Consider the following 25,162-nt stretch of genomic DNA (forward strand, 5'->3'; position numbering starts at 1 on the left):
TTTAAACTATAGCTTGTTAACTTAACTTTTATTGTGCTATACTGATTTTATCTAAGTACCCCCTGCGTAAAATGTTTGTCTTAGAGTTTAAAGTTAAAGCTAAAACTCAACAGTATCAAGCCATAGACGATGCTATTCGTACTGCTCAATTCATCCGTAACAAATGTGTAAGGTTATGGATGGATACAAAAGGTACGGGTAAGAACGATTTATACCGATATTCTAAAGAATTAGCTCAGGACTTTAAATTTGCCGATGAACTTAATTCAACTGCTAGACAGGCAAGTGCTGAACGTGCTTGGAGTTCAATTAGTCGTTTTTACGACAACTGTAAACGTAAAGTATCAGGCAAAAAGGGGTATCCTCAATTTAAGAAGTTTAGTCGTTCGGTTGAATACAAACAATCAGGATGGAAGCTTCTTAGCCCGAAAACTGTTAAGTTCACTGACAAGAAAAACCTTGGTGTTCTTAAGTTGGTAGGAACTTGGGATTTAGGGTACTTTCAAGAATCCGATATTAAACGGGTTAGGTTGATTCGGAGAGCGGACGGTTATTATTGTCAATTTGTCCTTTCTTGTGACGTTAAAGAAGATGTTAAACCATCAGGTAAGTGTATTGGCTTAGATGTAGGTTTGGCTTCTTTCTATACAGATCACAATGGCAACAAGGTTGATAATCCTCAATTCTTGAGAAAGTCCGAGAAACGATTAAAACGACTTCAAAGGCGATTATATAAAAAGAAAAAGGGAAGTAAAAATCGTCAAAAAGCTAGACAAAGATTAGCTAAAGCTCACCTTAAAGTAAGTAGGCAACGTAAAGACTTTGCTGTGAAATTAGCAAGGTGCGTAGTTCACTCTAGCGATGTGATAGCCTACGAGGATTTAAGAGTTAAGAACTTAGTCAAGAATCATTGTCTAGCTAAATCGATAAATGATGCGGCCTGGTATCAGTTTCGGGAATGGATAGAGTATTTTGGGGTTAAATTCGGCAAGATAACGATTGCTGTCGCACCGAATTATACAAGCCAAAACTGTTCAAACTGTGGTGAAACTGTCAAAAAATCTTTATCGACTAGAACCCATCAGTGCAAGTGTGGATGTGTTTTGGATAGGGATGAAAACGCCGCAATCAACATCCTTAAAAGGGGACTAAGTACGGTAGGGCATACCGGAACCTTTGGGCTCGACCCAATAAACGCTTGGGGAGAGAATACCTCTACTTTTTCAGAAGCAATTCTGTCTAAGCAAGTAATCTCTGTGAACCAAGAATCCCCGTCTCTTTAGAGCGGGGAGTGTCAATCTATCAGTCCCTAGGATTTGCCCCCACCTTAAAAATTGCTTTAACAATCTTATTAAAAATGTTTTTACTGAAAGAATCTCGCTCTTTTTTTAGACAGGGATGGACAATTGCGGTTTTACTAATTGCCCTGCTTGTTTCCCTGCCGATTTTATCGGTTGCCAGTAGTTTATTAACTAATTCCAGTCAAGTCTGGCAACATCTGATCGAAACTGTTCTCTGGGATTATCTAGTTAATTCTTTTTGGTTAATGTGCGGGGTGGGCAGCGGCGTTTTAATCATCGGTGTCGGCACAGCTTGGTTAATAACGATGTGTCAATTTCCCGGTCGTCAACAATTTCAATGGTTATTATTACTACCCCTTGCCGCTCCTGCCTATCTCTTGGCCTATACTTATACCAATATGATGGACTATTTTGGTCCGGTGCAGACGTTCTTAAGAAGTGTTTTCGCTTGGAATAGTGTCGAAGATTATTGGTTTCCTAATATCCGTTCTCTTTGGGGGGGGATTCTGATGTTAATTCTTGTCCTTTATCCCTACGTTTATCTGTTAGCAAGGGTCGGTTTTTTAGAACAATCTGTCTGCACAGTGGAGGCAAGTCGCTCCTTAGGATGTAATCCTTGGCGCAGTTTTTTTACTGTCGCTTTACCCCTAACAAGACCGGCAATTATGGCGGGATTAGCCCTAGCTTTAATGGAAACTCTGAACGATTTTGGTACGGTGCAGTATTTCGGTATTAATGCTTTTACCACGGGGATTTATAATACTTGGTTCGGCATGGGCGATCGCATAGCGGCGGGGCAGTTATCCACAGTTTTAATGGTATTTATCCTCGTTTTAGTTTTCCTTGAACAATCCTCCCGTCGTCAAGCTCGTTACTATGAAATGACCAATCGTTTCCAGTCACCGACTAAGTACGAACTAGGATTTGTTCGGAGTTTTTTGGCAATGATCTCCTGTTTTTTGCCAGTATTTCTTGGGTTTATTGCTCCTGCTTTTTATCTAGCTTATCTAGCCTTTAATCATGCCCAAGAAACTTTTAATAATGACTTTATTAGTTTATCGGGAAACAGTTTTTTTCTGGCTAGTTTAAGCGCAATTATTGCGGTAGTTTTAGCTTTAATTCTCGCCTACGGGGAAAGACTTAATCCGAATAAAACTATTAAGGGTTCTGTGCGGATTGCCGCCGCTGGTTATGCTATCCCCGGCATCGTTATCGCAGTGGGGGTTTTAATTCCTCTCGGCAAATTAGATAACTTTTTCAACCAAGGATTAAATATCAATTTAATTCTGAGCGGCACGATTTTCTGTGTGGTTTTTGCCTATATTGTCCGGTTTTTAGCCGTAGCTTTTTCCACATTAGAATCGAGTTTAAGTAAAATTAAACCTAGTTTAGATGATGCTTCCCGCAGCCTTGGCTATGGCACTGGTGCCACTTTAATTAAAGTGCATATTCCTCTTTTGTCAGGGGGATTATTGACCGCAGCCATGTTAGTTTTTGTCGATGTGATGAAAGAATTACCCGCTACTTTGGTGTTAAGACCTTTTAATTTTGATACCCTAGCGGTGCGCGTTTATCAATACGCCAGTGATGAACGTTTAGTGGAAGCGGCGGCACCGGCCCTGGCCATTGTCTTAGTGGGATTAATTCCGGTAATTTTTTTAAGTTGGCAAATTTCCCGACGGGCGATCGATTAAAGTGGTGGCCGATTCCTAGACAAGTTGGCGATCGGCCAGCAGCTTAGTTCTATAGTCTAGTACAAAATAATGTTACAGTTCTTGACAAGACTACTAGAGAGAGGGGGTGTCAGTGATAGGATTCCCTAAAACCCCTTTTCTTTATTTGTGTAGAGAGAACAAAATCCTATGACAGAACTTTCTGGAAAAGCTCCTAAGTTCGGTGGCAGCACGGGCGGTTTACTCGCCAAAGCCGATCTGGAAGAAAAGTACGCCATCACCTGGACAAGCAGCAAAGAACAAGTCTTTGAAATGCCCACCGGTGGCGCCGCTATCATGAACGAAGGCGAAAATCTCCTCTATTTGGCCCGCAAAGAACACGCGCTCGCTCTTGGTACCCAATTCCGGACGAAATTTAAGCCCAAAATCGAAGATTACAAAATCTATCGGATTTACCCCAGTGGTGAAGTGCAGTATCTCCACCCCGCTGATGGTGTCTTCCCCGAAAAAGTTAACGCCGGTCGTGAATTTTTCGGCAAAAAAGACCGCAATATCGGCAAAAACCCCGAACCGGCGACAATTAAGTTCTCTGGTGTCACTCCCTACGAAGCATAAATAAACCCTAAAATCGAGAGTGGGGAGTTAGATTTAGAAGCTATTTAGCCCGAAGATTTAACTTCTGACTCTCGATTTCTCTGATCGCAATCGCAATCAATTGCTAGTTAGGGTTTGCTGAAAAAGTTTTTCCTGGGGTTAGGAGTTAGGAACCAGTCGTCAGGAGTCAGGGTGATCACTGCGTGCGCGTTGCGGGGGGTTTTGGGGTGTTAGGGTGATGAGACAACTTTCCCATCTCCCCACTCCCCCACTCCCCCATTCCCCCATTCCCCCACTTCCCCACTTCCCCACTCCCCCACTTCCCCACTCCCCCACTTCCCCACTTCCCCACTTCCCCACTTCCCCACTCCCCCACTTCCCCACTCCCCCACTTTCCCACTCCCCCACTTCCCCACTCCCCCACTCCCCCACTTCCCCACTCCCCCACTTTCCCATTCCCCCACTTTCCCACTCCTTCATAATTCATAATTTATAATTCATAATTCATAATTCCTTCCGTTTCCTGAACCATCAAAATATGATCTTCCCCGACTTCGATCGCTTTCGTCAACTCGCTGGTCAAGGTAACTTTATTCCTGTCTATCAAGAATGGATCGCTGACCTAGAAACACCCGTTTCGGCCTGGTATAAAGTTTGTGCCAATCAAGCCTACAATTTTTTATTAGAGTCGGTGGAAGGGGGTGAAACCTTGGGACGCTACAGCTTTTTAGGAGGCGATCCCGTCTGGGTATTAGAAGCACGAGGAAACACCACCACCCAAACTTTTCGCGATGGTTCTCAAGAGATTTTTTCGGGGGATCCTTTCGAGATTTTAACCCAATGTTTAGCCCCGATTATTCCGGTTAAATTGCCGCAATTACCCGCGGGAATAGGTGGTTTATTTGGTTTTTGGGGTTATGAATTAATTAATTGGATTGAACCGCGAGTGCCTATTTATCCCGCTACCGATGCCGATCTACCGGATGGTATTTGGATGCAGGTGGATAATCTAATTATTTTCGATCAAGTTAAACGGAAAATCTGGGCGATCGCTTATGCCGATATCCGGGGTAAAAATCCCGATTTAGCAGCCGCTTATCAAGCGGCCTGCGATCGAGTGACACAATTAGTTCTGAAGTTACGATTACCCCTACCAACTAATGCCAAAACCCTGGAATTATTACCCGTTGGTCAGGGGAAAGAATTAGTCTATGAAAGCAATACAACTCAGGAAAAATTCTGTCAAAATGTCCTAAAAGCGAAGGATTACATCAAAGCGGGGGATATTTTTCAGGTGGTTATTTCCCAGCGTTTAAATGCCAATTATCAGGGTCATCCCTTCGATTTATATCGTTCCCTGCGTCTGATTAATCCTTCTCCCTACATGGCTTTTTATAACTTTAAGGATTGGCAGATTATTGGCTCTAGTCCTGAAGTGATGGTTAAGGCAGAACGGGACGAATTAGGTAAAATAAAGGCTACGGTCAGACCAATTGCTGGAACCCGTCGCCGGGGACAAAACTTCAGTGAAGACCAAGCTTTAGCAACAGATTTACTGCAAGATCCCAAAGAAATTGCCGAGCATATTATGTTAGTGGATTTGGGGAGAAATGATCTAGGTCGAGTCTGCGATCGAGGTACGGTCAAAGTGGATGAATTAATGATAATTGAACGTTATTCCCACGTTATGCACATTGTTAGTAATGTGGTGGGGGATTTAGCAACCAATAAAAGTGCTTGGGATTTATTAAAAGCTTGTTTTCCTGCGGGGACCGTCAGTGGGGCCCCGAAAATTCGCGCCATGGAAATTATTCATGGATTAGAACCCTGTCGTCGTGGTCCCTATTCAGGGGTTTATGGTTACTACGATTTCGAGGGACAGTTAAATAGTGCCATCACAATTCGCACTATGATTGTTCGTCCCCAAGGTAATCAAAATTATCTGGTTTCTGTGCAAGCGGGAGCGGGGTTAGTAGCCGATTCTGAGCCAGAGAAAGAGTATGAAGAAACCCTCAACAAAGCGAGGGGTTTATTGGAGGCAATTCGCTGTTTAAGTTAGATTTTTTAGACCGGGATCCAGTTAAGGGGATTTTGCCATGATTTCCGAGAAAGAATAGGTTGACGCTCCCCGCTCTAAAGAGACGGGGATTCTTCGTTCATTGAGTCTCCGTTAGCCAGCAGGATTTCTCCAACCAACCAAGAGGGAATCTCTCCCGAAGCGTTTCAAGTTTGCGTGCGCCCCACGCTACTTAATCCCTTTTGCAAGATGTTTAAAGCGGCGTTTCTATCTCGACAATCTGTGTACCCATAATCAGGACAAACATGGGTTCGAGTAGATAGCGACTTTTGGACTTTTTGCCCACAATTAGAACAATCTTGAGACGTATTATGAGGTGAGACAGCTATAGTTAACTTGCAGTATTTGTCCCCAAAATACTCTAGCCATTGCCTAAAAACAGACCATCCTGCATCGGTTATCGACTTCGCTAAATGACGATTCTTAACCATGCCTTTGATATTTAAGTCTTCATACGCGATTAAGTCGTTAGACTTAACTAGGGTTTGCAGCAAAAAGTACGGGCGAAGCATTCGGATAGAAAATCTCCGGTTTCACCGATAGGTTATTGCCCGAATGCTTCGCCCCTACAGGACGCGGGCCGATGAAGATGCAAGGTTTTGAACCACGATTCTCTCAAAATCTTGCACCTGTTTCGCTCGTAAAGCCCCAAAACCCTTACTTTGCATACATTTCACATTTATTCAGCAAGCCCTAACTAAACGGAGTGCCACACTCTTGACAAACTCTTCTCGTTGCCTACTTACTCTTAAATGTTTCCGAGCAGATCGCTTTCTAGCTTTGTGATAATTACGAGATTGTTTTTTACCCTTACGGTATTTCTTTGACTTTTTCCTGTTTAATCGGTTTAATTGTTTTTCAGCTTTTGGATAGTAGTTCGGAAAATCAATTTGATTACCTTCGCTATCTACTAAGAAAAACTTTAATCCGACATCAATCCCAGTGGCTTTCTGGGAAGGTGTTAAAGGTTTAACCGTGTCTCTGGGGTCTAATTTAATGCAGAACTGCACATAATAACCATCGGCACGATTAAGGATTCTTACCCGTTTAATCTGGTCTGGTTGATAGTAATTAATATCTCTAGAGCCAATCAGTTTAAGAGTGCCAATACCTTTTTTGTCTGTAGAGGCAATATGACGTTTATCTTTTGATAGCTTCCATCCAGATACTTTATACTCAACGGAACGGGAATGTTTTTTAAACTTAGGGTAGCCTTTCTTTCCTTTAACTTGATTTTGGCAATTATCGTCAAACCGAGTAATTGCCCGCCAGGTTCTTTCTACAGCAGTCTGGCAAGCATGGGAGTTTAAATCATCAACAAATTTCAACTCTTTCCTTAATGCTGTGTTGTACCGAAATAACTCGGTTTTGCCAACACCCCGATTATCCATCCAATAACGCAGAACTTTATTCCGAACAAATTGAGTTGTCCGTATTGCTTCGTTAAGGGCTTCTATCTGATTAGGTCAACTAACCAGGATAAAAAATAAAATTTTGACAAAAAAAGCTTCAAGTTAGCTCGGGGTGGTTTCAACTTGGGGAAACGTATCAAAATATACAGCCTAGCTGCGTAAAATAGGCATCTGTCTGAAATGGCAAAATTTTGTCAAAAAAATAACATCGAGGTTCCAGCTTATTGCCATAAGTTTAACGAGGGGTAATAGTTACTAAAACCTGATATGTGGCGGAGGAGTTCTTAAACTCGAATAAAATTTGGTTACTATTAAAACTTTCATCTTTCATAATACTTTCGATGTTTTTAGGTAAAGTGCTGCTATCAGAGGTATAGGTATAGACAGTTACGGTGTCACTGAGGGGCCCATAGACATTACGCATCCCATACACAAGAATCCTAATGCTATCCCCAGGATTTGCCTCAACAGCTGAACCCACCATATGCTCGCCCCATTTTGCCAGATCAGGGTTGGCAAGGCTTTTCGGTATAACAGCAATACGGCATTTGTCAGATGCACAATCTGGTTCTCCAATAACTTTAGCTGTAACAGTTGCTGGCTGGGTAACGATGGGTAGAGTGCTAGCTCCCGACATCCCCCCACCTGTACTCAGAGCAAAAGGAGGGGTCAGGAAAAATGGCTTTCCATCATCGGTAGTTCTCGGGAAAACTCTGGTACTGACAGAGTAGTTAACTTCCTCATTGGTAGTCATCTTTACCTGAGCGTTGGCATTCAAAATCACTTGACGACCACCATCGCGAACACAGGCATAAAAACCGTCCACACTGCTAGGACTAGGACTGGCGGCGATTAGCTTAAAACTCTCACAAACAGGCTTAACAGCCGCTGCTAACATATCGGTGACAGGGGATTCGTTCCAGGATGTAATATCGTCGGGGGTGATGTAGTTGCCATTTTCGTCCAAGTCTGGACCATAGCGCCACAAGACTCGCGGACCGGTCAAGCTATCTCCAGGGCCTTTAGTATAGTAAAGGATCTTCTGGTCGAGCGCCCTACTGGGAGCGTTGGGGTCGGGAATTTGGAAAGATAGAACTGATTGCGCTCCGTCGGGTAATCCATCATCCTTACTAGCTACAGTCTCAGTGATAATTCTTGCCCGTCTCACGTCGTCTGAAACAAACTCTAGAGTACGATTAAGATTATTTTGGATTTCACTATCGGCATTAGCTCGATAATTGCTTCTGAGCAGGTTAATCACGCCAATTCCCGACACCAAGACGGCAATCAGCATCATTAAACCTGCCAGTAAAACTTCTGTAATTGTGAAACCCGCTTGCAGACGACGGTGAGAGGATTTTTTCTGTAAACGACCTAAGTGATTGATATACTCTAAATAAAAACGCATAGCTTTAACCCGTCTCAATTTCTCTGTTCTGTACTCCCCTAAATATTTAACATTTATTGCAGTCACAGAGGTTTTATTAAACTATAGGTCAATCAAGTCGAAAGGGGTTTTCAGAAACCAGTGAAAATTTACTACTACCTACTACCTTCACAATTTCCCCAGAAAACTCCCGCTCAAAAATGTCTTGACCTAACTAACTTTACCACTAACTACACAATAGACCGAGAAAATCCTCTAGATAGTGATTTAGGTATGGCCAAAAATGTGATTTTGGTTACAGCTATCGCTTTTGGGAGTAGGTGATTTTACAGGTGAGTTTTCTGTACACTTGTATTGGTATAATTGTTGACCCCCAAGGAGATAAGAAGGCACAAGGACTGGTTACAATCAAGGATGAGTAATTTTTCGATCGATGTCATCTAAAAATAATCATGCGTCTCTTACACACCATGCTCCGGGTCAATAACTTGCAGGAATCTCTACAATTTTACTGCGATGTGCTAGGAATGAAGTTATTGCGCCAGAAAGACTATCCCAATGGTCAATTTACCCTCGCTTTCGTCGGTTATGGTGATGAAGCTAATCATGCTGTCATCGAACTGACCTATAATTGGGGAGTCGATCGCTATGAAGTCGGTAATGCTTACGGTCATATTGCCCTGGGGGTGGATGATATCTATAGCACCTGTGAGAAAATTAAAGCTCTTGGTGGCAATGTCACCAGGGAACCGGGCCCGATGAAACACGGTTCTACGGTGATTGCTTTCGTGGAAGATCCTAATGGCTACAAGATCGAGTTAATTCAACTAGGAACCCCAGCTGCTGCCGTGGCTACGGCTTAAATTTATTGTCGTCAAAAGCTTATGTCTGTGGAAATCGAACGGAAGTTTCTGGTTAAAGGGGATCACTGGCGATCGCTTGCGACCGGCAAGTTGTATCGTCAGGGATATATTCCCACCCAAGATGGATTGACAACCGTGCGGGTTCGTGTGGTTGGAGATCGGGGTTATTTAACCATTAAAGGCAAGACTGAGGGCATTAGTCGCCAGGAATTCGAGTATGCAATTCCCCTAGAAGATGCGGCACTCATGTTAGAAAACCTCTGTAAAAAACCTTTAATTGAAAAGATTCGTCATCGCATTTCTCTGGAGAATTTAACTTGGGAAGTTGATGAATTTTTGGGAGATAATCAAGGTTTAATTATGGCTGAAATTGAGCTAGAACAAGAGGATCAAGTCATTATTATTCCTGATTGGATCGGCGAAGAAGTCACGGGAGATGAGCGATACTACAATATCAATTTACAGAAACTTCCCTATAAAATGTGGTCATTGTAGTATTAATTTCTTTCGGGGTTAACTCTGGGTAGATACGGCTTTTTCTGCTTCGTTTAGCTTATTCGTTACCCGTCGGAGAACGCCATTAATAAAACGATAACCTTCATCATCAGAATAACGTTTTGCTAACTCGATCGCCTCATTAATCGCCACTTTTTGAGGTATATCGAGATAGAGCATTTCTGCCACGGCAATTTGCAGGATATCCCGATCGATTCTCGGTAAACGATGTAGTTGCCAATCCACTAAAGCGCCGGTTAATTCCTGTTCGATTTCCGCACGACGACGATAGACTGTACCGATTAATTCTAGGGCATATTCCCGCACTTCGTACTGACTAGATAACTGGACAATTTCGGGAAAATCTATCACGGTTCCTAAACGATTAATGGCATTGTGGGTAAGAGAAATTGCTTCTTTTACCATGGTTTGGGCGCTTTTTAGATTTGTTGCCTTAGTGTCACTAGCGAGAATCCGTTCATTACCACGACTAATTTCGGCAGCGGCAGTTTCTAAGGTTTCTTGAATTTCCAGGGTTAAGGTTCTAACTGCGACTAAAATTAAATCGCTTAAAGTTTGCTGTTCTAGGTTTTCAGGATTGCCTTTAATCTGACTTAAACTCAAAAGGGCAAGTTCTCGAGCAATGCGGCGGGGTTGTTGACGGGGAGACATAGAAGTTTAGAAGTAGAGGAAAGAAAATTATACAACTTTATCGATCGCTATTCGGTTGGGTTAATTTTTCTCGGCGATCAATTCTTGACTAACCTCTATTTTAGCATAAAAGCTGCCAAGATTTAACTTTTCAGGTTTTAATTAGACAAAAGACAATATCTATCTTGAATCTCCCCTAATTTAGTCTCAGCTTCTTGAGCATTAATAGCTAATTTGGCAAACTCTAGAAAGCGTTTTAATTCCTTGCGTAATAAATTCCTTTCTACTTCCCAGGTTTCTCGATCTAAGGTCGGTGGCATAACAATCATATCAAATAAAGTCGCCTGTTTTTTATCGGGATGGGGGCGCAATATTCGCCCGCGACGCTGAATAAATTGGCGAGGATTACCGCTACTAGCCAGAATGACTGCGTTTTGAATTGATGGCAGATCTACTCCTTCATCTAAACATCTAATTGCCACTAATCCTTGCAGATAACCCTCCTCAAATTGTTGGCGAATTTTTTCTCGTTCTTCTAGGGAAGTTTCTGCGGTGTAGGTAGCAACTCGATAACCTAATTGATTGCCCAATAAATGAGTAACTGCCGCTACCTGACGACGATAATTAGCAGTATAATTTTCCAGATAACCATCCCCACAATAAAACAAAGTATGATCCGTATCTAACCGCTCTTGCATCAGTTGTTGTAAAGCCTGTAATTTATTACTCGCTGAACCAACTAATCGTGACCTTTGCATTAACAAAGCGGTGAGGTTTTCATTGCCATTAAAATTACTATTTTTCTGTAAAGTCCAGCCGATTCTTTGGGTTAATTTTGCGTATAATAAAGCCTCGCCATCGGTTAATTCAACCAAGACTGGATAATAAAAATAATTGACTAAAGCTCCTTTGCTAATAGCATCAGCTAGGGTAAATTCTGGTTGTAGAATTTGTCCAAAATATTCAAAAATAGCGTCGGTTCCTTCCTCATCAAAATATCTTTCAGGAGTAGCAGATAAAGCTAATCTTAGACCTAAAGAACGGGGTAATAATTCTTCTAATCGGGGGGAACCTAAATTATGGGCTTCATCACCAACGATTAAAGTTTTATCGGGAAAAAATTTTATTTGTGATTGAAACCCTTCGCTAATAAAAGTTGAGTTAGTAGTTAAAATAGTGACAAATTTTTGATTACCCGCTTGCACATTATATAATTCTGTGGATAGTTGACTTTGCCATGTATGGACACTTTCGTAGGCTAAAATCGGTTTAAGATTAAATTTTTCCGCTTCTCGTTGCCATTGATTGACTAGGTGACGATAGGGGCAAATTACTAATAATACTTGCAGTTCTATCGCTTCGTAAAGTTCCATGGCAATAGCTAAAGCAGTAATAGTTTTACCGCTGCCGGTGGCCATTTTTAAAGTTCCTCGTCCCCGATTACGAAACCAACTGATAATCGCTGTATTTTGGTAGTCTCTCAATTCCAAATCGGGAGGAATTCTAGGAATACCAGAGGGATTAACTCGATAGAATCCTCGCAATTCAGCAACTTGCTTGATTTTGCGGGAACTAAGAAAATCCCTAGTTATTTTTTCCCAATCTATCCAGCAACTATTCATAGGACCTCTTGTAAAAATCAAAAATTGTTGTTAGGGTTAGGAGCCAGTAGCCAGGAGTCAGGAGAATTAAGAATAAATAATAATCAGTTCAATGGTCTATTTACAGATTTTAGGCAATTTAATCCTTATTTTTGCCGTTTTTGAACCCTGAAAAATTAATTATGCAAGAGGTTTATAATAATAAATCCTGTTTAAAAGGTATCGGGGAGCAGCGGAGCGCCGGAGCAGGGAGAAACAATCCATAACTTGGGAGTTCATCACACTATTAAAAATAGTTTTTGTATAAGCTCAAAAATAGCAGAAAGCCAAAAACCTAAAAGCTCAAGGTTGCCACCTATACAATGGGGATGGACTAAAAAGACCATCCCACAGCTATCAAACCACTCTTAACTGTTATCCTGGAAACCTAGGGGATGATTGAGATAATTTACCTGGTCGCTACTTCTTCTTTTTGGGGAGTATTTTGTCGAAGTTTTTCTTGATCTTGGCGACGTTTTTTAGCATAAAGTTGGATTGTCACCGCCATTAATACCACTAAAGCTACAATTAACCAAGTGGTCAAATCGAGGGGTAATTGATTCTTAAATACTGCCAAAAGGACAATAACCACTAATAACAGGGTTGGTGCTTCATTTAAGGCCCGAAATTGCTGTCCTGTCCAATTACATTCCCCTTTTTCTAGCTTCTTCATGATGCGACCACAGTAGAAATGATAGAGCAGTAAAAGAGCCACAAAGGATAATTTAATATGTAACCATCCCGATTTTAAAATTTCCGGTTCTGTGGAGATTAAACCGATCGCCATGGCCACGGTGACAATCATCCCCGGTGTGGTGATGATATTGTAGAGTCGCTTTTCCATGATCTCGTATTGCGCTTTCAGAATAGCTTGTGCGGGTTCCGTTTCTGTTGCTGCCTCCGCATGATAGACAAACAAACGTACTAAATAAAATAGTCCCGCAAACCAAACAACTACCCCAATCAGGTGAAATGCTTTAAACCAATAGTAAGCCATAGTCTATATTGTGATGTGAGTCCCGAATTAATTAGTCTAAGAGTTATCCATACTTTCCCAGACTATCCCTATACAAAAGTTTAGACGCAAAATAGGGGTTGCGGGTTAGGGAGCAGGGAGAGGGATGTGGGGTGTGGGGTGTGGGGTGTGGGGTGTAGGGTGTAGGGTGTGGGGTGTGGGGAGCTTTTTCAGTAAACAATAAACTAAAAACTCACATCTGATAACTGATAACTGATAACTGATAACTGATAACTGATAACTGTCTCCTAACCCAATTTTGGACAAAGATAAGCAAAAATTATTGATTGAATCCAAAAACTTGAGAATATTTAAATTAACATTCCGCAATATTTACAAATTCTTAAGAATTAATTGAGAAAGATTTTTATTTAACAACGATGTTATGAAGGTTACAGCGATTTGATAGAATTTCAGAATGGGTTGTTCTATGCTTTTTTAGGCAGCAACGATTGAAACCCTTACCACATCTAGAAGGTAATCCTAATTAAGACAGGTAAATGAGTCAATTTCACCCACAACGATGATCTTTTTTTTGTGTAGTTTTATTGCAAAAAAAAAGTTTTTTTGACAAAAAGCACAAAGTATGATAGGGTCTAGCGGATTTCTAGCTGCGAGTAGTTATTGGAGAGAGGGGAGCAGGGAAGTGGGAAGTGGGGAGGTGGGGAGGTGGGGAAGTGGGGGGATAGGGAGAAGGGAAAATAAATAAAAATAATCTCCTGACGACCGACTCCGATCTCCTATCTCCTGACGACCGATAGCTAATTATCTAAAAGCAAGGGTCGCAGAAAACCGCCATAATTCTCGTCATCTGTACCGATAAAGACTTCTACTTCACCTCTAGGAGATTCTCTGGTGGTTACAGCTTCCACTTTGGAGCCGTCGATTTCCGCAATTTTTTGGGGATTAGGGGCAAGAATGAGGCTATTATCGGCTGTAACTTGACCAATACGGTAAACAGCACTCCTAAACACTCCCGCACTATCTGGATCGTAAGCGGAAGCTATGTAGATATTACCTTGCTTATCTACGGCTAAATCGGAGATGGGGCGAATATTTTTACCACTACCAAAAGGACTCCGAAAAGTTACCGACTGAAATTCCCCGAATTTTAAGGGATTGAACGAGATATCCGTCCAGCGAATTTTTGTACTCTCTTGACTATCGGCCCGTTCTGCGTAGATAAATAGATAACGATCGCCCTGTTTGCTAACAGCGATCGCCTCTACATTTTTCACTGGAATTGGCCAATTTATTTGCTCAACTATCTTGACTTTTTGCTGGCTGTATGCTGCTAAAAATAGTCGTTGAAAAGGTTTTTTCTCGCCACTTTCAGCCAACAAAAATAAATTAGTTTCTGGGATAGAAGTAATACTTTCGAGATCGTTGCTCAATCCCTCTGGATTGGGCCAATCTACCCTTAAAACCTGCCATAATAGCGGTTTTTCCTGCGTAGGTAACTGTAAAAGACTCAGCCTTGGTTGAGATGGATCACTGTTTTTGCCCTTATTTTTGGCATCGTGAACCCCTAGAAAAATATCCGCTTCTACCCAAGCTAAACCACTGAGATCTGGGAGATAAGTCTCCAGTCGTCTCGATGCTTGGGCAAAAGAGACTTGAGCGGCCGAAAAAAAGAAAACTAGGACTAAAATCGCTGAAAAAACAGTTTTTAATCGGCTATTCTTGCTAAAAAATGCTCTCTTCTCTAACACCTATTCCCTAACTCCTAATATCACTGATTAACTCCTCCACCACGCGATTTAAACCGACGGAATGGGAAGCCTTGCATAAAATGCGATCGCCTGAATCGATCACTTCCTGTAAACGATTAATTAAATCTGCGTGAGTTTGAAAACATTCGCAATCGACCCCAGTAGCCGCCTCAGCAATAAACTTAGCTTCTGGGTCATCCACCAAGACAAACAAGCGATCTATGCCTAGTTTTTGCACCCTCTCACCCACTTGGCGATGTAATTGCTCCGAAAAAGACCCCAACTCCTTCATCGTGCCTAAAACAGCAATATGACGCTGACCGGGGGTAGCTTTCAGTAAATCCAAGGCCGCTAACATTGATTCTAGACCGGCGTTATAGGTTTCATCGAGGAGTAGGATATCGGGAGCTAATTGGTAACGTTTAGCCCGACCACTGGGTAAATTAACCTTAATTCCCTGTTGCAAAGAAGTCCAATCGATGCCTAAAATTTTCGCTACGGCCAAGGCTGCCATAAAATTTAAAGCATGATGACGGCCGGATAACGGTAAGTTAAAATCTAGTCCATTGACTCGTAAAGTAGTTAAATCCAGTAATTCCCCGACTACATCCCCTCCAGAGAAGCCATAGGTAAGCGTTTCCCCCTGCCATACCCGTTTAGCTGTTTCAGTAAGTAAAGGATGATCGTAGTTAAGAACAGCTATACTACTAGAAGCAGACTCGGCCAATAACTCGCATTTGGCCTCTGCGATCGCATCTTCCGACCCTAAACGACCGATGTGAGCGGTTCCCACATTAGTAATCACTGCGATCGTTGGTTGGGCGATTTGAGCAAGCAGGGCAATTTCTCCCCGTCCCCGCATTCCCATCTCGATTACGGCACTATCGTGAGTTTCATCCAGTTCGAGGAGAGTTTTCGGCACTCCGATCTCATTGTTATAATTAGCCAGGGTTTTATGTACCTTTCCCTGGGTTGCTAATACGGAGGCGATTAATTCTTTAGTGGTAGTTTTTCCCACCGATCCCGTAATAGCAATCACGGGTATAGTGAATTGATTCCGCCACCAGTGGGCTAATTGCTGATAGGTTTCTAGGGTATTCTTAACTAGGAATACAGGAATATTTTTAGAATAATTTACCGAAACTGGCTGATCGACAATCAAGGTCGCCGCTCCTCTTTCGATAGCCATATCGATAAAATCATGACCATTAAAATTATCACCCTTTAATGCCAAAAATGCTTGTCCTGGCTCAATACTGCGGCTATCGGTATTAATGCCAGATACTAAACTATCGGGTCTAAAACTTATGTCAACCTTATTTTGTAAGAACAATAATTGAGCTAGTTGCTTGAGGGATAAATGACAGGGCATAGACAATAAAAATACTTAGGAGTAAATTCCGAATAATTTAGAAGATAGATTGAGGTTTAACGGAGACTTAGATCAGATAAAATCGATTTTTCTTGGCTCTCTCAATCAGACTGGGTGCAATGTAGGGACGCAACGTGGTCAGTGAGTTTATCGAACTGCTTGCGCCCATAATGTAATATTGTGAATATTTTTCAGCCAATGTCCGAGAGAACCAACTCGATCAGTAGAATAACCCAAAACAGGGACAGCCTAAGAAGGGAGCATCTACTATCTAATCACAATTGACTCCTTTACAGCAGTTAGGGACTTGCGCTTTGATAATGTACCTTTTGGGCGAACGCAGTTCGCCCCTACATTGTGGACAAAATCCGTTACTGTAGGGGCGCAATGCTTGCGCCCTCCGCGCGCAGGGGGTTTGCTGATCACCCTAAGTAGGGGGAGAGCCTTCGAGATGTTAGGGACTTGCGCTTTGATAATCTGCCATCTGGCTGGTCTGGTTCTTCTACAGAGCGATTTTCAAAGCTGGGATATTATTCCTACGCAAGTCCCTTATCTAATCACCTCCGTAGGACTAGGGTTATTGCTCAACAGGTGGGGAGCGAGGATTAAAAAGTTAAGTAATCTCAACTTCTAGCCAATGGCACCCCGGAGCTAGGGGATAATTAAACCATTGTCATTTAGGCTGCGTTTATCCGTGAAAATTATCGTTATCGGCAGTGGTGGTCGAGAACACGCTCTAGCTTGGAAACTGCTGCAATCGCCTCAAGTAGAACAAGTGTTCTGTATTCCAGGTAATGGGGGAACGGCAATTTTACCTCAATGTGAAAATATCCCGATATCAATGGAGGATTTTGCCGAAATTAGCCGCTTTGCCCGAGAAAATTGCGTCGATCTGGTGGTTGTCGGGCCAGAATATCCCCTCTCCCTCGGTATTACCGATTATTTTCTCAGCCAGGAAATTGCCGTTTTTGGCCCCACACAAACCGGGGCCTTAATTGAAGCGAGCAAATCCTGGGCAAAAGAATTAATGAGCGAAGCTGGAGTGATCACCGCCGCCGCGGAAACCTTTACCGATGCAGAATTAGCAAAAACCTATATCCGAGAGCAAGGAGCGCCAATTGTGGTGAAAGCCGACGGATTAGCCGCAGGAAAAGGGGTAATTGTCGCCGAAACCGTAGATACAGCCCTAGAAGCGATCGATGATCTTTTTACCAGTGGCTTTACTAAAGTCGTGGTGGAAGAATTCCTAGAAGGGGAAGAAGTGTCTATCCTCACCCTCACCGATGGGATCAGCTTTCGTTCCCTACTACCCGCCCAAGATCACAAGCGCATCGGTGAAGGCGATACCGGCAAAAATACCGGCGGTATGGGAGTTTATGCCCCCGCACCCATAGCCACCGCCGCCATTATCGAAGCGGTGGACCGAGACATCCTCGCCCCCATCGTCGCCACCCTGCAAAAACGCGGCATTGACTATCGGGGAGTCCTCTATGCGGGTTTAATGATTTCCCCCGCCGGAGAGCCAAAAGTTCTCGAATTTAACTGTCGTTTTGGCGATCCCGAAACCCAAGCGGTTTTACCCCTACTGGAAACTCCCCTGGCACCGCTGCTGCTGGCTTGCGCTCAACAAAAATTAACTGATTTCCCCTCTTTACAATGGCGATCTGGTAGTGCCGTTTGTGTGGTGGCCGCGTCTGCTGGTTATCCCGACCACTACGAAAAAGGCCAGTTAATCACTGGAATTAAGGCCGCTGAAACCGCAGGGGCGATCGTTTTCCACGCCGGCACGGTTTTAAAACACGGCGATATCTTCACCGATGGCGGCCGGGTTTTGGGTGTCACGGCGATGGGAGCCAATTTTAATCAGGCGATCGAACTTGCCTATCAATCGGTGAACAGGATACACTTTCAGGGCATCTATTATCGTCGTGATATCGGCCACCGGGTAAGGGAAAAATAAGGGTCAGTATTTAGGCCGGAGTAAGGGGGAATAGTTACACCGCTAATCCTCACCTCTTTCTAGGGTAATCCCTGACAAAAGCGCATCTGATTTGTCAAAAAACCAGTAACTATTGATAAAATCATGAAACTGAATCGCCCAACCAAATTACCCTCCCTATGCGAATTTTGCTCTATTCTTATAACTATTATCCCGAACCGATCGGCATTGCTCCCCTAATGACAGAATTAGCGGAAGGATTGGTTAAAAGAGGTCATCAAGTCAGGGTTTTGACGGCTTTTCCTTGGTATCCTAATAGTGAAATCGATCCCGAATACCGAGGAAAAATCTATCTGGAAGAAGAACGAAATGGTGTTAAAATTCAACGTTCCTACGTTTGGGCGCGCCCCCAAAGAAGTTTAAAAAATCGAATTTTCTTTGAGTTGAGCTTTGTTTTTTTGAGCTTCTTTCAGGCTCTCAAAGGTGAAAAACCCGCTCTAATTTTCTTAACTGTCCCCGGATTACCCGTTTGCGTTCCCGCCGCTTTATTGAGTAAATTATATGGGGTGCCGATTATTCTAAACTTACAGGATATTCTGCCCGATGCGGCAGTTCATGTGGGATTATTAACTAATGAGAAAATGATTAAGGTTTTTAGTAGCCTCGAAAAATTTGCCTACAAAACTGCCAGCAAAATCTCAGTTATTGCCGATGGTTTTACCAAAAATCTCCTCACTAAAAATGTGCCGAGTCAGAAAATTATTGAAATTCCTAATTGGGTGGATGTAAGCTTTATTAAACCTCTGCCGAAAAACCATAATTATTTCCGCCAAGAAAATCATCTTGAGGGCAAGTTTGTTGTTTTATATTCTGGCAATATTGCCCTAACTCAACCCTTAGAAACTTTGATCGATGCTGCGGTTCAATTAGTTAATATTCCTGAGATTAAAGTGGTAATTGTTGGTAAAAAAGAAGCCCTTGATCGTCTAGAAAAGTATCGCCAACAACAGGGGGCCAGTAATGTGCTTTTATTACCCTTTCAACCCCGGGAAAAATTACCCGAAATGTTAGCGGCAGCCGATGTGGGTATGGTGATGCAAAAACATAACGTTATTTCCTTTAATATGCCGTCCAAAATTCAGGTATTATTAGCTAGTGGTCGTGCTATTATTGCTTCTGTTCCCGCCGATGGAACCGCTGCTAGGGCGATCGAGCGTAGTGGTGGTGGTTTGGTGGTTAATCCTGAAGATCCAGAGGCATTAGCTACAGCTATTTTAAAGCTATACAAAAACCCAGATTTAGCAACTATACTAGGAGAAAAAGGACGACAATACGCAGAAGAAAATTATGCCTTTGAAAAGACTTTGGATCAATACGAAAAGCTTTTTTCTCAAGTAGTTAGTTAATAATTAGGGTATAGGGATTAGGGATAGGGAAATGGGGGAATGGGGAAATGGGGAAATGGGGGAATTTCAACTAAAACCCTAAAACCCTAAAACCCTAAAACCCTAAAACCCCAACACCTATTACCCAACCCCCATCACCCCATCACCTAACCCCTAACTCCCACTTAACTATTTTCATGTTTGATAATTTCTCAAAAAAACTACCCTGGCAAAGTCTCAAACAAGCGATCGCTTTTGTCTTAACAATTATTGCCTTAACCCCAGTGGTTACAGCTTTAATTTCTAGTGTTAACCAGCCCCAAATCCAATCGAATATTCAACTATATCAAACCAATCTCAACCTACAAGCTACGACTCTAAGCACCGATGCTGACCCTAATAGCGAGGAATTTGCTAATCTTAAATTAATGCAAACTTCCCTGATCGGTGAAGAACCCTACAGCACCGCCGAAGAACAGTATTTATCAGCGCAGAAAAGTGCCAAAAAAACAATCACCGAACTAGAAAAATCAGCAGTTAATCCCGAACAAAAAAAATCCCTTGAGCGGGAAATCAATTCCCTAAAGGATTTAGAACTGAAATTAAGTCTCATTCAAGCTAGTCAAGGTGACTTGGATTCAGCACGGCAAATCTGGCAAAACATCAAGGAAAAATCAGAATTTGAACAGTATAAACCTGCTGTTTTAGGAAATGCGCTGCTGTTAGAGGGATTGTACAGTGAACCCCCCCAAATTGCTGCCGATGCTGAAGCGAGAATCGATCGCAATTTTCAAGGATGGTTTCGTTATACCATTCTGGAAAAATTATATAGTCTCGAAAATCGTCAAGAGGATTTACTCGCTTTAGAGGAAGAACAGAGTGAAGTGGCGGCTAATGCGTTAATTAAACTAATTTTACTGGCTTTGTTGCCTCTTATCGGCGGTTTAATCGGTTTTGTTCTGTTGATCTTTTTATTAGTGCAGTGGCTTCTCCGCCAACAGCGATCGCTACTCTTTTTAGATGATAGTCTCGCTTGGCAAACTAAGTGGGGAGGAGAAACCCTCTGGTGGGCAATAATTATCGGTTTCTTTTTCGTCGGACAAATTGTTTTACCGGTAATTTTCGGGATTTTATCGAGTTTCTTGAGTCTCAATCCGGAACAATTTAACCTAGAAGCTAAAGCAATATACGTTGTAGTTAGTTATTTAGCCTTAACAGTGAGCAGTTTATCGGTTTTATATCTAGCAATCAAGCCTTTTCGCCCTTTACCTCCCGATTGGTTTCGTTTTAACCTCTTTAGTCCTTGGCTTCTCTGGGGATTAGCCGGCTATTTTGTCGCTTTACCCCTCGTTATTATCGTTTCTTTGCTCAATCAACTAATTTGGCAAGGACAAGGAGGCAGTAACCCGCTGCTGACTTTAGCCCTAGAATCCCAGAATACCTTCGCTTTACTCTGTTTTGCCTTTACTGCTTCCCTTGCCGCTCCTTTTTTCGAGGAAATTGTTTTTCGCGGCTTTTTACTAGCTTCTTTGACTCGTTATCTACCCGTCTGGGGTGCAATCGCTCTTAGTAGTTTGATTTTCGCCCTTGCTCACCAAAATTTGTCAGAAGTGCTGCCTTTAACCGTTCTAGGTTGTGTTCTTGGCTTTGTTTACACCCGCTCGAAAAATTTATTATCCTCAATGTTGGTTCATAGTCTCTGGAATGGTGGCACCCTGTTAAGTTTATTTTTATTGGGCAGCGGTGCGGGTTAGGTGAGGTCTCTGGTTTTCGGGGTAGCCTAGAGATGATGACAAATACCGTCTAATAAATTATCAACCTATCTCTGTTGGATAAACCATGACTATCGCTCAAAGCTTACCCCTAGTCGAGTCTCATGTCAACCCTGAGATAATCTTCCCAGAAGGCGAATTTTGGAGTCATGAACCCCCTTTGGAAAGTAACCTACATCTACAACAAATTATTTTATTAATTCAGTGTTTAAAATGGTGGTGGCGCGAGCGAGAAGATTATTTTGCCGCCGACAATTTAACCATTTATTACAGTCCCCACCAGAAAAAGTCAGAATTCTGCCCTGGTCCCGATTTTTTCGTCGTTTTGGGGACAAATCCCAACCATAACCGCAGAAGTTGGGTAGTTTGGCGAGAAGAGGGCAAATATCCCAATTTAATTATCGAAATTCTCTCCGATAGTACCGCCAAAGTTGACCGAGAGGAGAAAAAACAAATTTATCAAGATATATTTCGCACTCCCGATTATTTTTGGTTTGACCCAGAAAGCTTAGAATTTGAAGGATTTACCCTAATTAGCGGTCAATATCAACCGATTACCCCCAATGCCCAGGGATGGCTCTGGAGTCAACAATTAGGCTTATATTTGGGTTTATCTGCCAATAAATTGCGCTATTTTACCCCCGAAGGCGAATTAGTACCCACTCCCGCAGAAGCGGCACAACAGGCGGAAAACCAAGTTGAACAGGAAAGGCAGAAATCCGCAAAATTAGCGGCTAAACTGCGGGAATTGGGCATAAATCCCGATGAAAATCTCTAATCTTTTTCTGTCATCCCTTGGACTTAATTAGGGTTTGCAGCAAAAAGTACGGGCGAAGCATTCGGATAGAAAATCTATGGTTTCACCGATAGGTTATTGCCCGAATGCTTCGCCCCTACAGGACGCGGGCCGATGAAGACGCAAGGTTTTGAAGCACGATTCTCTCAAAATCTTGCACCTGTTTCGCTCGTAAAGCCACAAAACCCTTACCTTGCCTACATTTCACATTTATTCAGCAAGTCCTAATTAGATAACCACATCGTTGCTCACCTTGGTTGATCCAGTGAGTCCGTTCGATCGTACAATCGGGTAGCAGCAGCGCAAACATTTCTAATTCATGGCCACAGATACTGGGATAGGAACCAGCCACCTCAGCAATAGCGCAATGATGCTCGGCTAGGACATAACTTTTTTCTGCTTCCAGTGCCACTAATTCTGCCATGTAACCCTCTTCTTGGCGAATTTCCAGCAATTTTCTCATTCTTTCCCCTAAAGACCCCTTCCCGACCCGCAATTGATATTCTGCCGCTTTGTGTTGCCACTGTTTTTTGAGAATTTCCCCCACCTGTTGCTCTCCCACCGTCTCCACCAGAGTATTGAGGAAAGAAACAGCGAAATTATCGTAATTATGGGGAAAACGGCCACGACCTTGACGACTGAGACGATAAATGTGCTGGGGTCGTCCTATCTTATTTTGTACCGCAAAATATTCGATCAGTCCTTCCCCCTCCAAATCCTTAAGATGGCGGCGCGTCGCTTGCGGACTAATACTTAACTCCTCAGCCAAGTCTTGGGCGGTAGATTGACCGTTTTTGAGCAAATATTGCAGAATATCGTCTTTCGTCGAGGCGGGTTGAGTCGTGGTCATGATACCAAAAACAGAGGCTTTAGCGTACAATCGCTGAGGGTCAAGGAGCGGCCAATTACCCCTACAGAGTAACTTGAATAACAGAGGTTTACCAGAATCCTCTGAAATTTTCCCTGACTTTGACAACAGCTTTGTTGTTAATCTATTATATAATCAATTTAAACAACAAGAAAGTTGTTTTACTGCCTCCCCTGCCTACCGCGTAGAGAGAACACTAACCCCCATGAGTGCAACCACCGTTAAAAACCTCGTTAACCAACCCTACAAGTACGGTTTCATCACCGATATCGAATCGGAAACCATCCCTCGCGGTTTGAATGAGGAGATTATTCGCCTAATTTCAGCGAAAAAGAAGGAACCGGAATTCATGCTCGATTTTCGTCTCCGGGCCTACCATCAATGGCAAAAGATGACCGAACCCAGTTGGCCGCACGTTTCCTATCCTGCCATTGATTATCAAAATATTATCTACTACTCTGCACCTAAACAGAAAAAAGAAAAACTCAACAGTCTTGAAGAAGTTGACCCCACTTTAATCGAAACCTTTGAAAAATTAGGCATTCCCCTTTCGGAACAAAAACGCCTTTCTAACGTCGCTGTCGATGCTATCTTTGACAGCGTTTCTATCGCCACAACTTTTAAAGAAAAACTAGCAGAACAGGGGGTTATTTTCTGTTCTATTTCGGAAGCTTTACAGGAACATCCCGACTTAGTGCAGAAATATCTCGGCAGTGTGGTTCCCGTGGGTGATAATTATTTTGCCGCCCTTAATTCTGCCGTTTTTAGCGATGGTTCCTTTGTTTTTATCCCCAAAGGTGTCGCCTGTCCGATGGAATTGTCCACCTATTTTCGGATTAATAACGGTGAGACGGGACAATTTGAAAGAACTTTAATTGTCGCTGAAGAAGGGGCATCGGTAAGTTATTTAGAAGGTTGCACCGCTCCGATGTACGATAGTAATCAACTTCATGCCGCCGTCGTGGAATTAGTCGCCCTCGATAATGCGGATATTAAATATTCGACTGTACAAAATTGGTACGCTGGCGATGCCAATGGTAAGGGAGGTATATACAATTTCGTCACTAAACGGGGTCTGTGTAAAGGAGTTAATTCTAAAATTTCTTGGACGCAGGTGGAAACTGGTTCGGCGATTACTTGGAAGTATCCCAGTTGTGTCTTAGTTGGCGATAATTCCGTCGGGGAATTCTACTCAATTGCCCTAACTAATAACAAACAACAGGCCGATACAGGTACGAAAATGATTCACATCGGCCGCAACACCAAAAGTACGATTATTTCTAAGGGAATTTCGGCAGGTAATTCCCAAAATAGTTATCGCGGGTTAGTGAAAATGGGACCGAAAGCCAAGGGAGCAAGAAATTACTCCCAGTGTGATTCTATGCTCATTGGAGATAATGCCGAAGCTAACACTTTTCCCTATATTCAGGTGGATAATAACAGTGCTAAAGTAGAACATGAAGCTTCCACTTCTAAAATCGGTGAAGACCAATTATTCTACTTTGCACAACGAGGCATTTCCGAAGAAGATGCTGTCTCTATGTTAGTCAGTGGTTTCTGTAAGGATGTCCTCAGTAAATTACCGATGGAATTCGCCGCCGAAGCTGATAAACTCCTCAGTCTCAAGCTAGAAGGAACCGTCGGATAATCAGTAAACAGTAATCAGTAATCAGTAATCAGTAAACAGTAATCAGTAATCAGTGAAAATATAATTAGGTAGGTGTTAAAAATTGTCATATCCCCCCCTTATTAAGGAGGGCGGGTTAGAACCACTTACTTGATTAGTCTCTAGAAATATTTGCACCTGCCAACAAAAAAAACATGAGTGAAGTAATTTTATCGGTAAAAAATCTGACCGCTAGTATTGATGGAAACCAGATTCTTAAAGGAGTTAACCTCGAAATTAAAGCGGGTGAAACCCACGCAATTATGGGACGCAAAATTACCTTTCCCCCTACAAACCCTACCATATTACACTACATCCTACAATTTTTTCTCCCACTCTCCAAATAAACAACCCCTTTCCCCCAAAACTCACCTACCTCATTTCCCTCATTAACATTTACACCAATAAACCCACAAACTCCCATTCTAACTACCCCCCATCAAAAATTATTAACCAGCTCCCACCCACAACTTATTCTCCAACTCACTAAATCAAATCTTTTCCAACTATCTACCCCAACTCCATAAACCCTAATCCAAAACTA

21 protein-coding genes and 3 pseudogenes are annotated in these 25,162 nt (G+C 42.5%); 13 read left to right on the forward strand and 11 right to left on the reverse strand.

The features are described 5' to 3' along the window. Nucleotides 1-71 precede the first annotated feature (71 nt). The 3 genes from GQR42_RS04535 to GQR42_RS04545 all read left to right on the forward strand — a co-directional run bounded on the left by GQR42_RS04535 (nt 72) and on the right by GQR42_RS04545 (nt 3,589). Nucleotides 72-1,283 carry an RNA-guided endonuclease InsQ/TnpB family protein gene (locus GQR42_RS04535; RefSeq protein WP_158199072.1) on the forward strand — a complete coding sequence of 404 codons (1,212 nt, stop codon included), beginning with the start codon at nt 72-74 and terminating at the stop codon, nt 1,281-1,283. Between the two features lie 74 nt (nt 1,284-1,357). Then, nucleotides 1,358-2,995 carry an ABC transporter permease gene (locus GQR42_RS04540; RefSeq protein WP_158202382.1) on the forward strand — a complete coding sequence of 546 codons (1,638 nt, stop codon included), beginning with the start codon at nt 1,358-1,360 and terminating at the stop codon, nt 2,993-2,995. Between the two features lie 168 nt (nt 2,996-3,163). Beyond that, nucleotides 3,164-3,589: a photosystem I reaction center subunit II PsaD gene (locus GQR42_RS04545; protein WP_002740397.1), complete on the forward strand. Its 426-nt coding sequence runs from the start codon at nt 3,164-3,166 to the stop codon at nt 3,587-3,589. Nucleotides 3,590-3,748: 159 nt separating this feature from the next. On the opposite strand, the gene GQR42_RS28320 is transcribed toward GQR42_RS04545, so the two are convergent. After that, on the reverse strand, nt 3,749-4,048 hold the full coding sequence (locus GQR42_RS28320) for a hypothetical protein (protein ID WP_233271266.1): 300 nt from the start codon (nt 4,046-4,048) through the stop codon (nt 3,749-3,751). Nucleotides 4,049-4,106: 58 nt separating this feature from the next. On the opposite strand from GQR42_RS28320, the gene trpE reads away from it, so the two are divergent. Beyond that, nucleotides 4,107-5,627 carry an anthranilate synthase component I gene (trpE, locus tag GQR42_RS04555; protein ID WP_158199073.1) on the forward strand — a complete coding sequence of 507 codons (1,521 nt, stop codon included), beginning with the start codon at nt 4,107-4,109 and terminating at the stop codon, nt 5,625-5,627. Nucleotides 5,628-5,701: 74 nt separating this feature from the next. Here the strand turns inward: trpE and GQR42_RS04560 are convergent. The 3 genes and pseudogenes from GQR42_RS04560 to GQR42_RS04570 form a co-directional block, all read right to left on the reverse strand. Next, a pseudogene (locus GQR42_RS04560) lies at nt 5,702-6,127 on the reverse strand (RNA-guided endonuclease InsQ/TnpB family protein); the annotation flags it as partial. Between the two features lie 219 nt (nt 6,128-6,346). Beyond that, nucleotides 6,347-7,102: pseudogene (locus GQR42_RS04565) on the reverse strand (RNA-guided endonuclease InsQ/TnpB family protein); the annotation flags it as partial. Nucleotides 7,103-7,292: 190 nt separating this feature from the next. Further along, on the reverse strand, nt 7,293-8,531 hold the full coding sequence (locus tag GQR42_RS04570) for a PulJ/GspJ family protein (protein ID WP_371731303.1): 1,239 nt from the start codon (nt 8,529-8,531) through the stop codon (nt 7,293-7,295). A gap of 54 nt (nt 8,532-8,585) precedes the next feature. Here GQR42_RS04570 and GQR42_RS04575 point away from each other — a divergent pair, with 54 nt between their 5' ends. The 3 genes from GQR42_RS04575 to GQR42_RS04585 all read left to right on the forward strand — a co-directional run bounded on the left by GQR42_RS04575 (nt 8,586) and on the right by GQR42_RS04585 (nt 9,802). Then, nucleotides 8,586-8,768, forward strand: coding sequence for a hypothetical protein (locus tag GQR42_RS04575; protein WP_158199074.1), 183 nt, complete (start codon nt 8,586-8,588; stop codon nt 8,766-8,768). A gap of 128 nt (nt 8,769-8,896) precedes the next feature. Further along, complete coding sequence (gene gloA / locus GQR42_RS04580; RefSeq protein WP_158199075.1) at nt 8,897-9,307, forward strand: lactoylglutathione lyase; 411 nt, start codon at nt 8,897-8,899, stop codon at nt 9,305-9,307. Nucleotides 9,308-9,328: 21 nt separating this feature from the next. Next, nucleotides 9,329-9,802, forward strand: coding sequence for a CYTH domain-containing protein (locus GQR42_RS04585; RefSeq protein WP_158199076.1), 474 nt, complete (start codon nt 9,329-9,331; stop codon nt 9,800-9,802). 18 nt (nt 9,803-9,820) lie between these two features. Here the strand turns inward: GQR42_RS04585 and nusB are convergent, their stop codons facing one another. From nusB to GQR42_RS04615, 6 genes are all read right to left on the reverse strand, one after another. Then, complete coding sequence (gene nusB / locus GQR42_RS04590) at nt 9,821-10,474, reverse strand: transcription antitermination factor NusB (protein ID WP_158199077.1); 654 nt, start codon at nt 10,472-10,474, stop codon at nt 9,821-9,823. Between the two features lie 137 nt (nt 10,475-10,611). Further along, complete coding sequence (locus tag GQR42_RS04595) at nt 10,612-12,075, reverse strand: DNA phosphorothioation system restriction enzyme (RefSeq protein WP_158199078.1); 1,464 nt, start codon at nt 12,073-12,075, stop codon at nt 10,612-10,614. Nucleotides 12,076-12,502: 427 nt separating this feature from the next. After that, nucleotides 12,503-13,090 (reverse strand): protoporphyrinogen oxidase HemJ, encoded by a 588-nt coding sequence (gene hemJ, locus GQR42_RS04600; RefSeq protein WP_002756136.1) that lies wholly within the window; start codon nt 13,088-13,090, stop codon nt 12,503-12,505. A gap of 105 nt (nt 13,091-13,195) precedes the next feature. Then, nucleotides 13,196-13,375 carry a hypothetical protein gene (locus GQR42_RS04605; protein ID WP_233271267.1) on the reverse strand — a complete coding sequence of 60 codons (180 nt, stop codon included), beginning with the start codon at nt 13,373-13,375 and terminating at the stop codon, nt 13,196-13,198. Nucleotides 13,376-13,869: 494 nt separating this feature from the next. Next, the gene (locus tag GQR42_RS04610; protein WP_158199080.1) at nt 13,870-14,820 is read right to left on the reverse strand and encodes a hypothetical protein; all 951 of its coding nucleotides are present in this window, start codon (nt 14,818-14,820) and stop codon (nt 13,870-13,872) included. Between the two features lie 7 nt (nt 14,821-14,827). Next, nucleotides 14,828-16,192: a UDP-N-acetylmuramoyl-tripeptide--D-alanyl-D-alanine ligase gene (locus tag GQR42_RS04615; protein ID WP_158199081.1), complete on the reverse strand. Its 1,365-nt coding sequence runs from the start codon at nt 16,190-16,192 to the stop codon at nt 14,828-14,830. Between the two features lie 694 nt (nt 16,193-16,886). Between GQR42_RS04615 and purD the strand changes: the two genes are divergently transcribed. The 4 genes from purD (at nt 16,887) to GQR42_RS04635 (ending at nt 22,066) form a co-directional block, all read left to right on the forward strand. Further along, complete coding sequence (gene purD, locus GQR42_RS04620; RefSeq protein ID WP_158202385.1) at nt 16,887-18,152, forward strand: phosphoribosylamine--glycine ligase; 1,266 nt, start codon at nt 16,887-16,889, stop codon at nt 18,150-18,152. A gap of 158 nt (nt 18,153-18,310) precedes the next feature. Further along, nucleotides 18,311-19,537, forward strand: a complete 1,227-nt coding sequence (locus GQR42_RS04625) for a glycosyltransferase family 4 protein (RefSeq protein ID WP_158199082.1) — start codon at nt 18,311-18,313, stop codon at nt 19,535-19,537. A gap of 176 nt (nt 19,538-19,713) precedes the next feature. Beyond that, nucleotides 19,714-21,270, forward strand: a complete 1,557-nt coding sequence (locus GQR42_RS04630) for a CPBP family intramembrane glutamic endopeptidase (RefSeq protein ID WP_158199083.1) — start codon at nt 19,714-19,716, stop codon at nt 21,268-21,270. An 85-nt stretch (nt 21,271-21,355) separates the two neighbouring features. Further along, nucleotides 21,356-22,066 (forward strand): Uma2 family endonuclease, encoded by a 711-nt coding sequence (locus GQR42_RS04635; RefSeq protein ID WP_158199084.1) that lies wholly within the window; start codon nt 21,356-21,358, stop codon nt 22,064-22,066. A 232-nt stretch (nt 22,067-22,298) separates the two neighbouring features. On the opposite strand, the gene sufR is transcribed toward GQR42_RS04635, so the two are convergent. Next, nucleotides 22,299-22,934, reverse strand: a complete 636-nt coding sequence (sufR, locus tag GQR42_RS04640; RefSeq protein WP_158199085.1) for an iron-sulfur cluster biosynthesis transcriptional regulator SufR — start codon at nt 22,932-22,934, stop codon at nt 22,299-22,301. Between the two features lie 223 nt (nt 22,935-23,157). On the opposite strand from sufR, the gene sufB reads away from it, so the two are divergent. Both sufB and GQR42_RS04650 read left to right on the forward strand, forming a co-directional pair. Continuing rightward, on the forward strand, nt 23,158-24,600 hold the full coding sequence (gene sufB / locus GQR42_RS04645; RefSeq protein ID WP_002758413.1) for a Fe-S cluster assembly protein SufB: 1,443 nt from the start codon (nt 23,158-23,160) through the stop codon (nt 24,598-24,600). Nucleotides 24,601-24,773: 173 nt separating this feature from the next. Then, nucleotides 24,774-24,890: pseudogene (locus GQR42_RS04650) on the forward strand (Fe-S cluster assembly ATPase SufC); the annotation flags it as partial. Nucleotides 24,891-25,162: the final 272 nt, after the last annotated feature.

The organism is Microcystis aeruginosa FD4 (assembly GCF_009792235.1).
GTDB classification, from domain to species: Bacteria; Cyanobacteriota; Cyanobacteriia; order Cyanobacteriales; family Microcystaceae; genus Microcystis; species Microcystis viridis.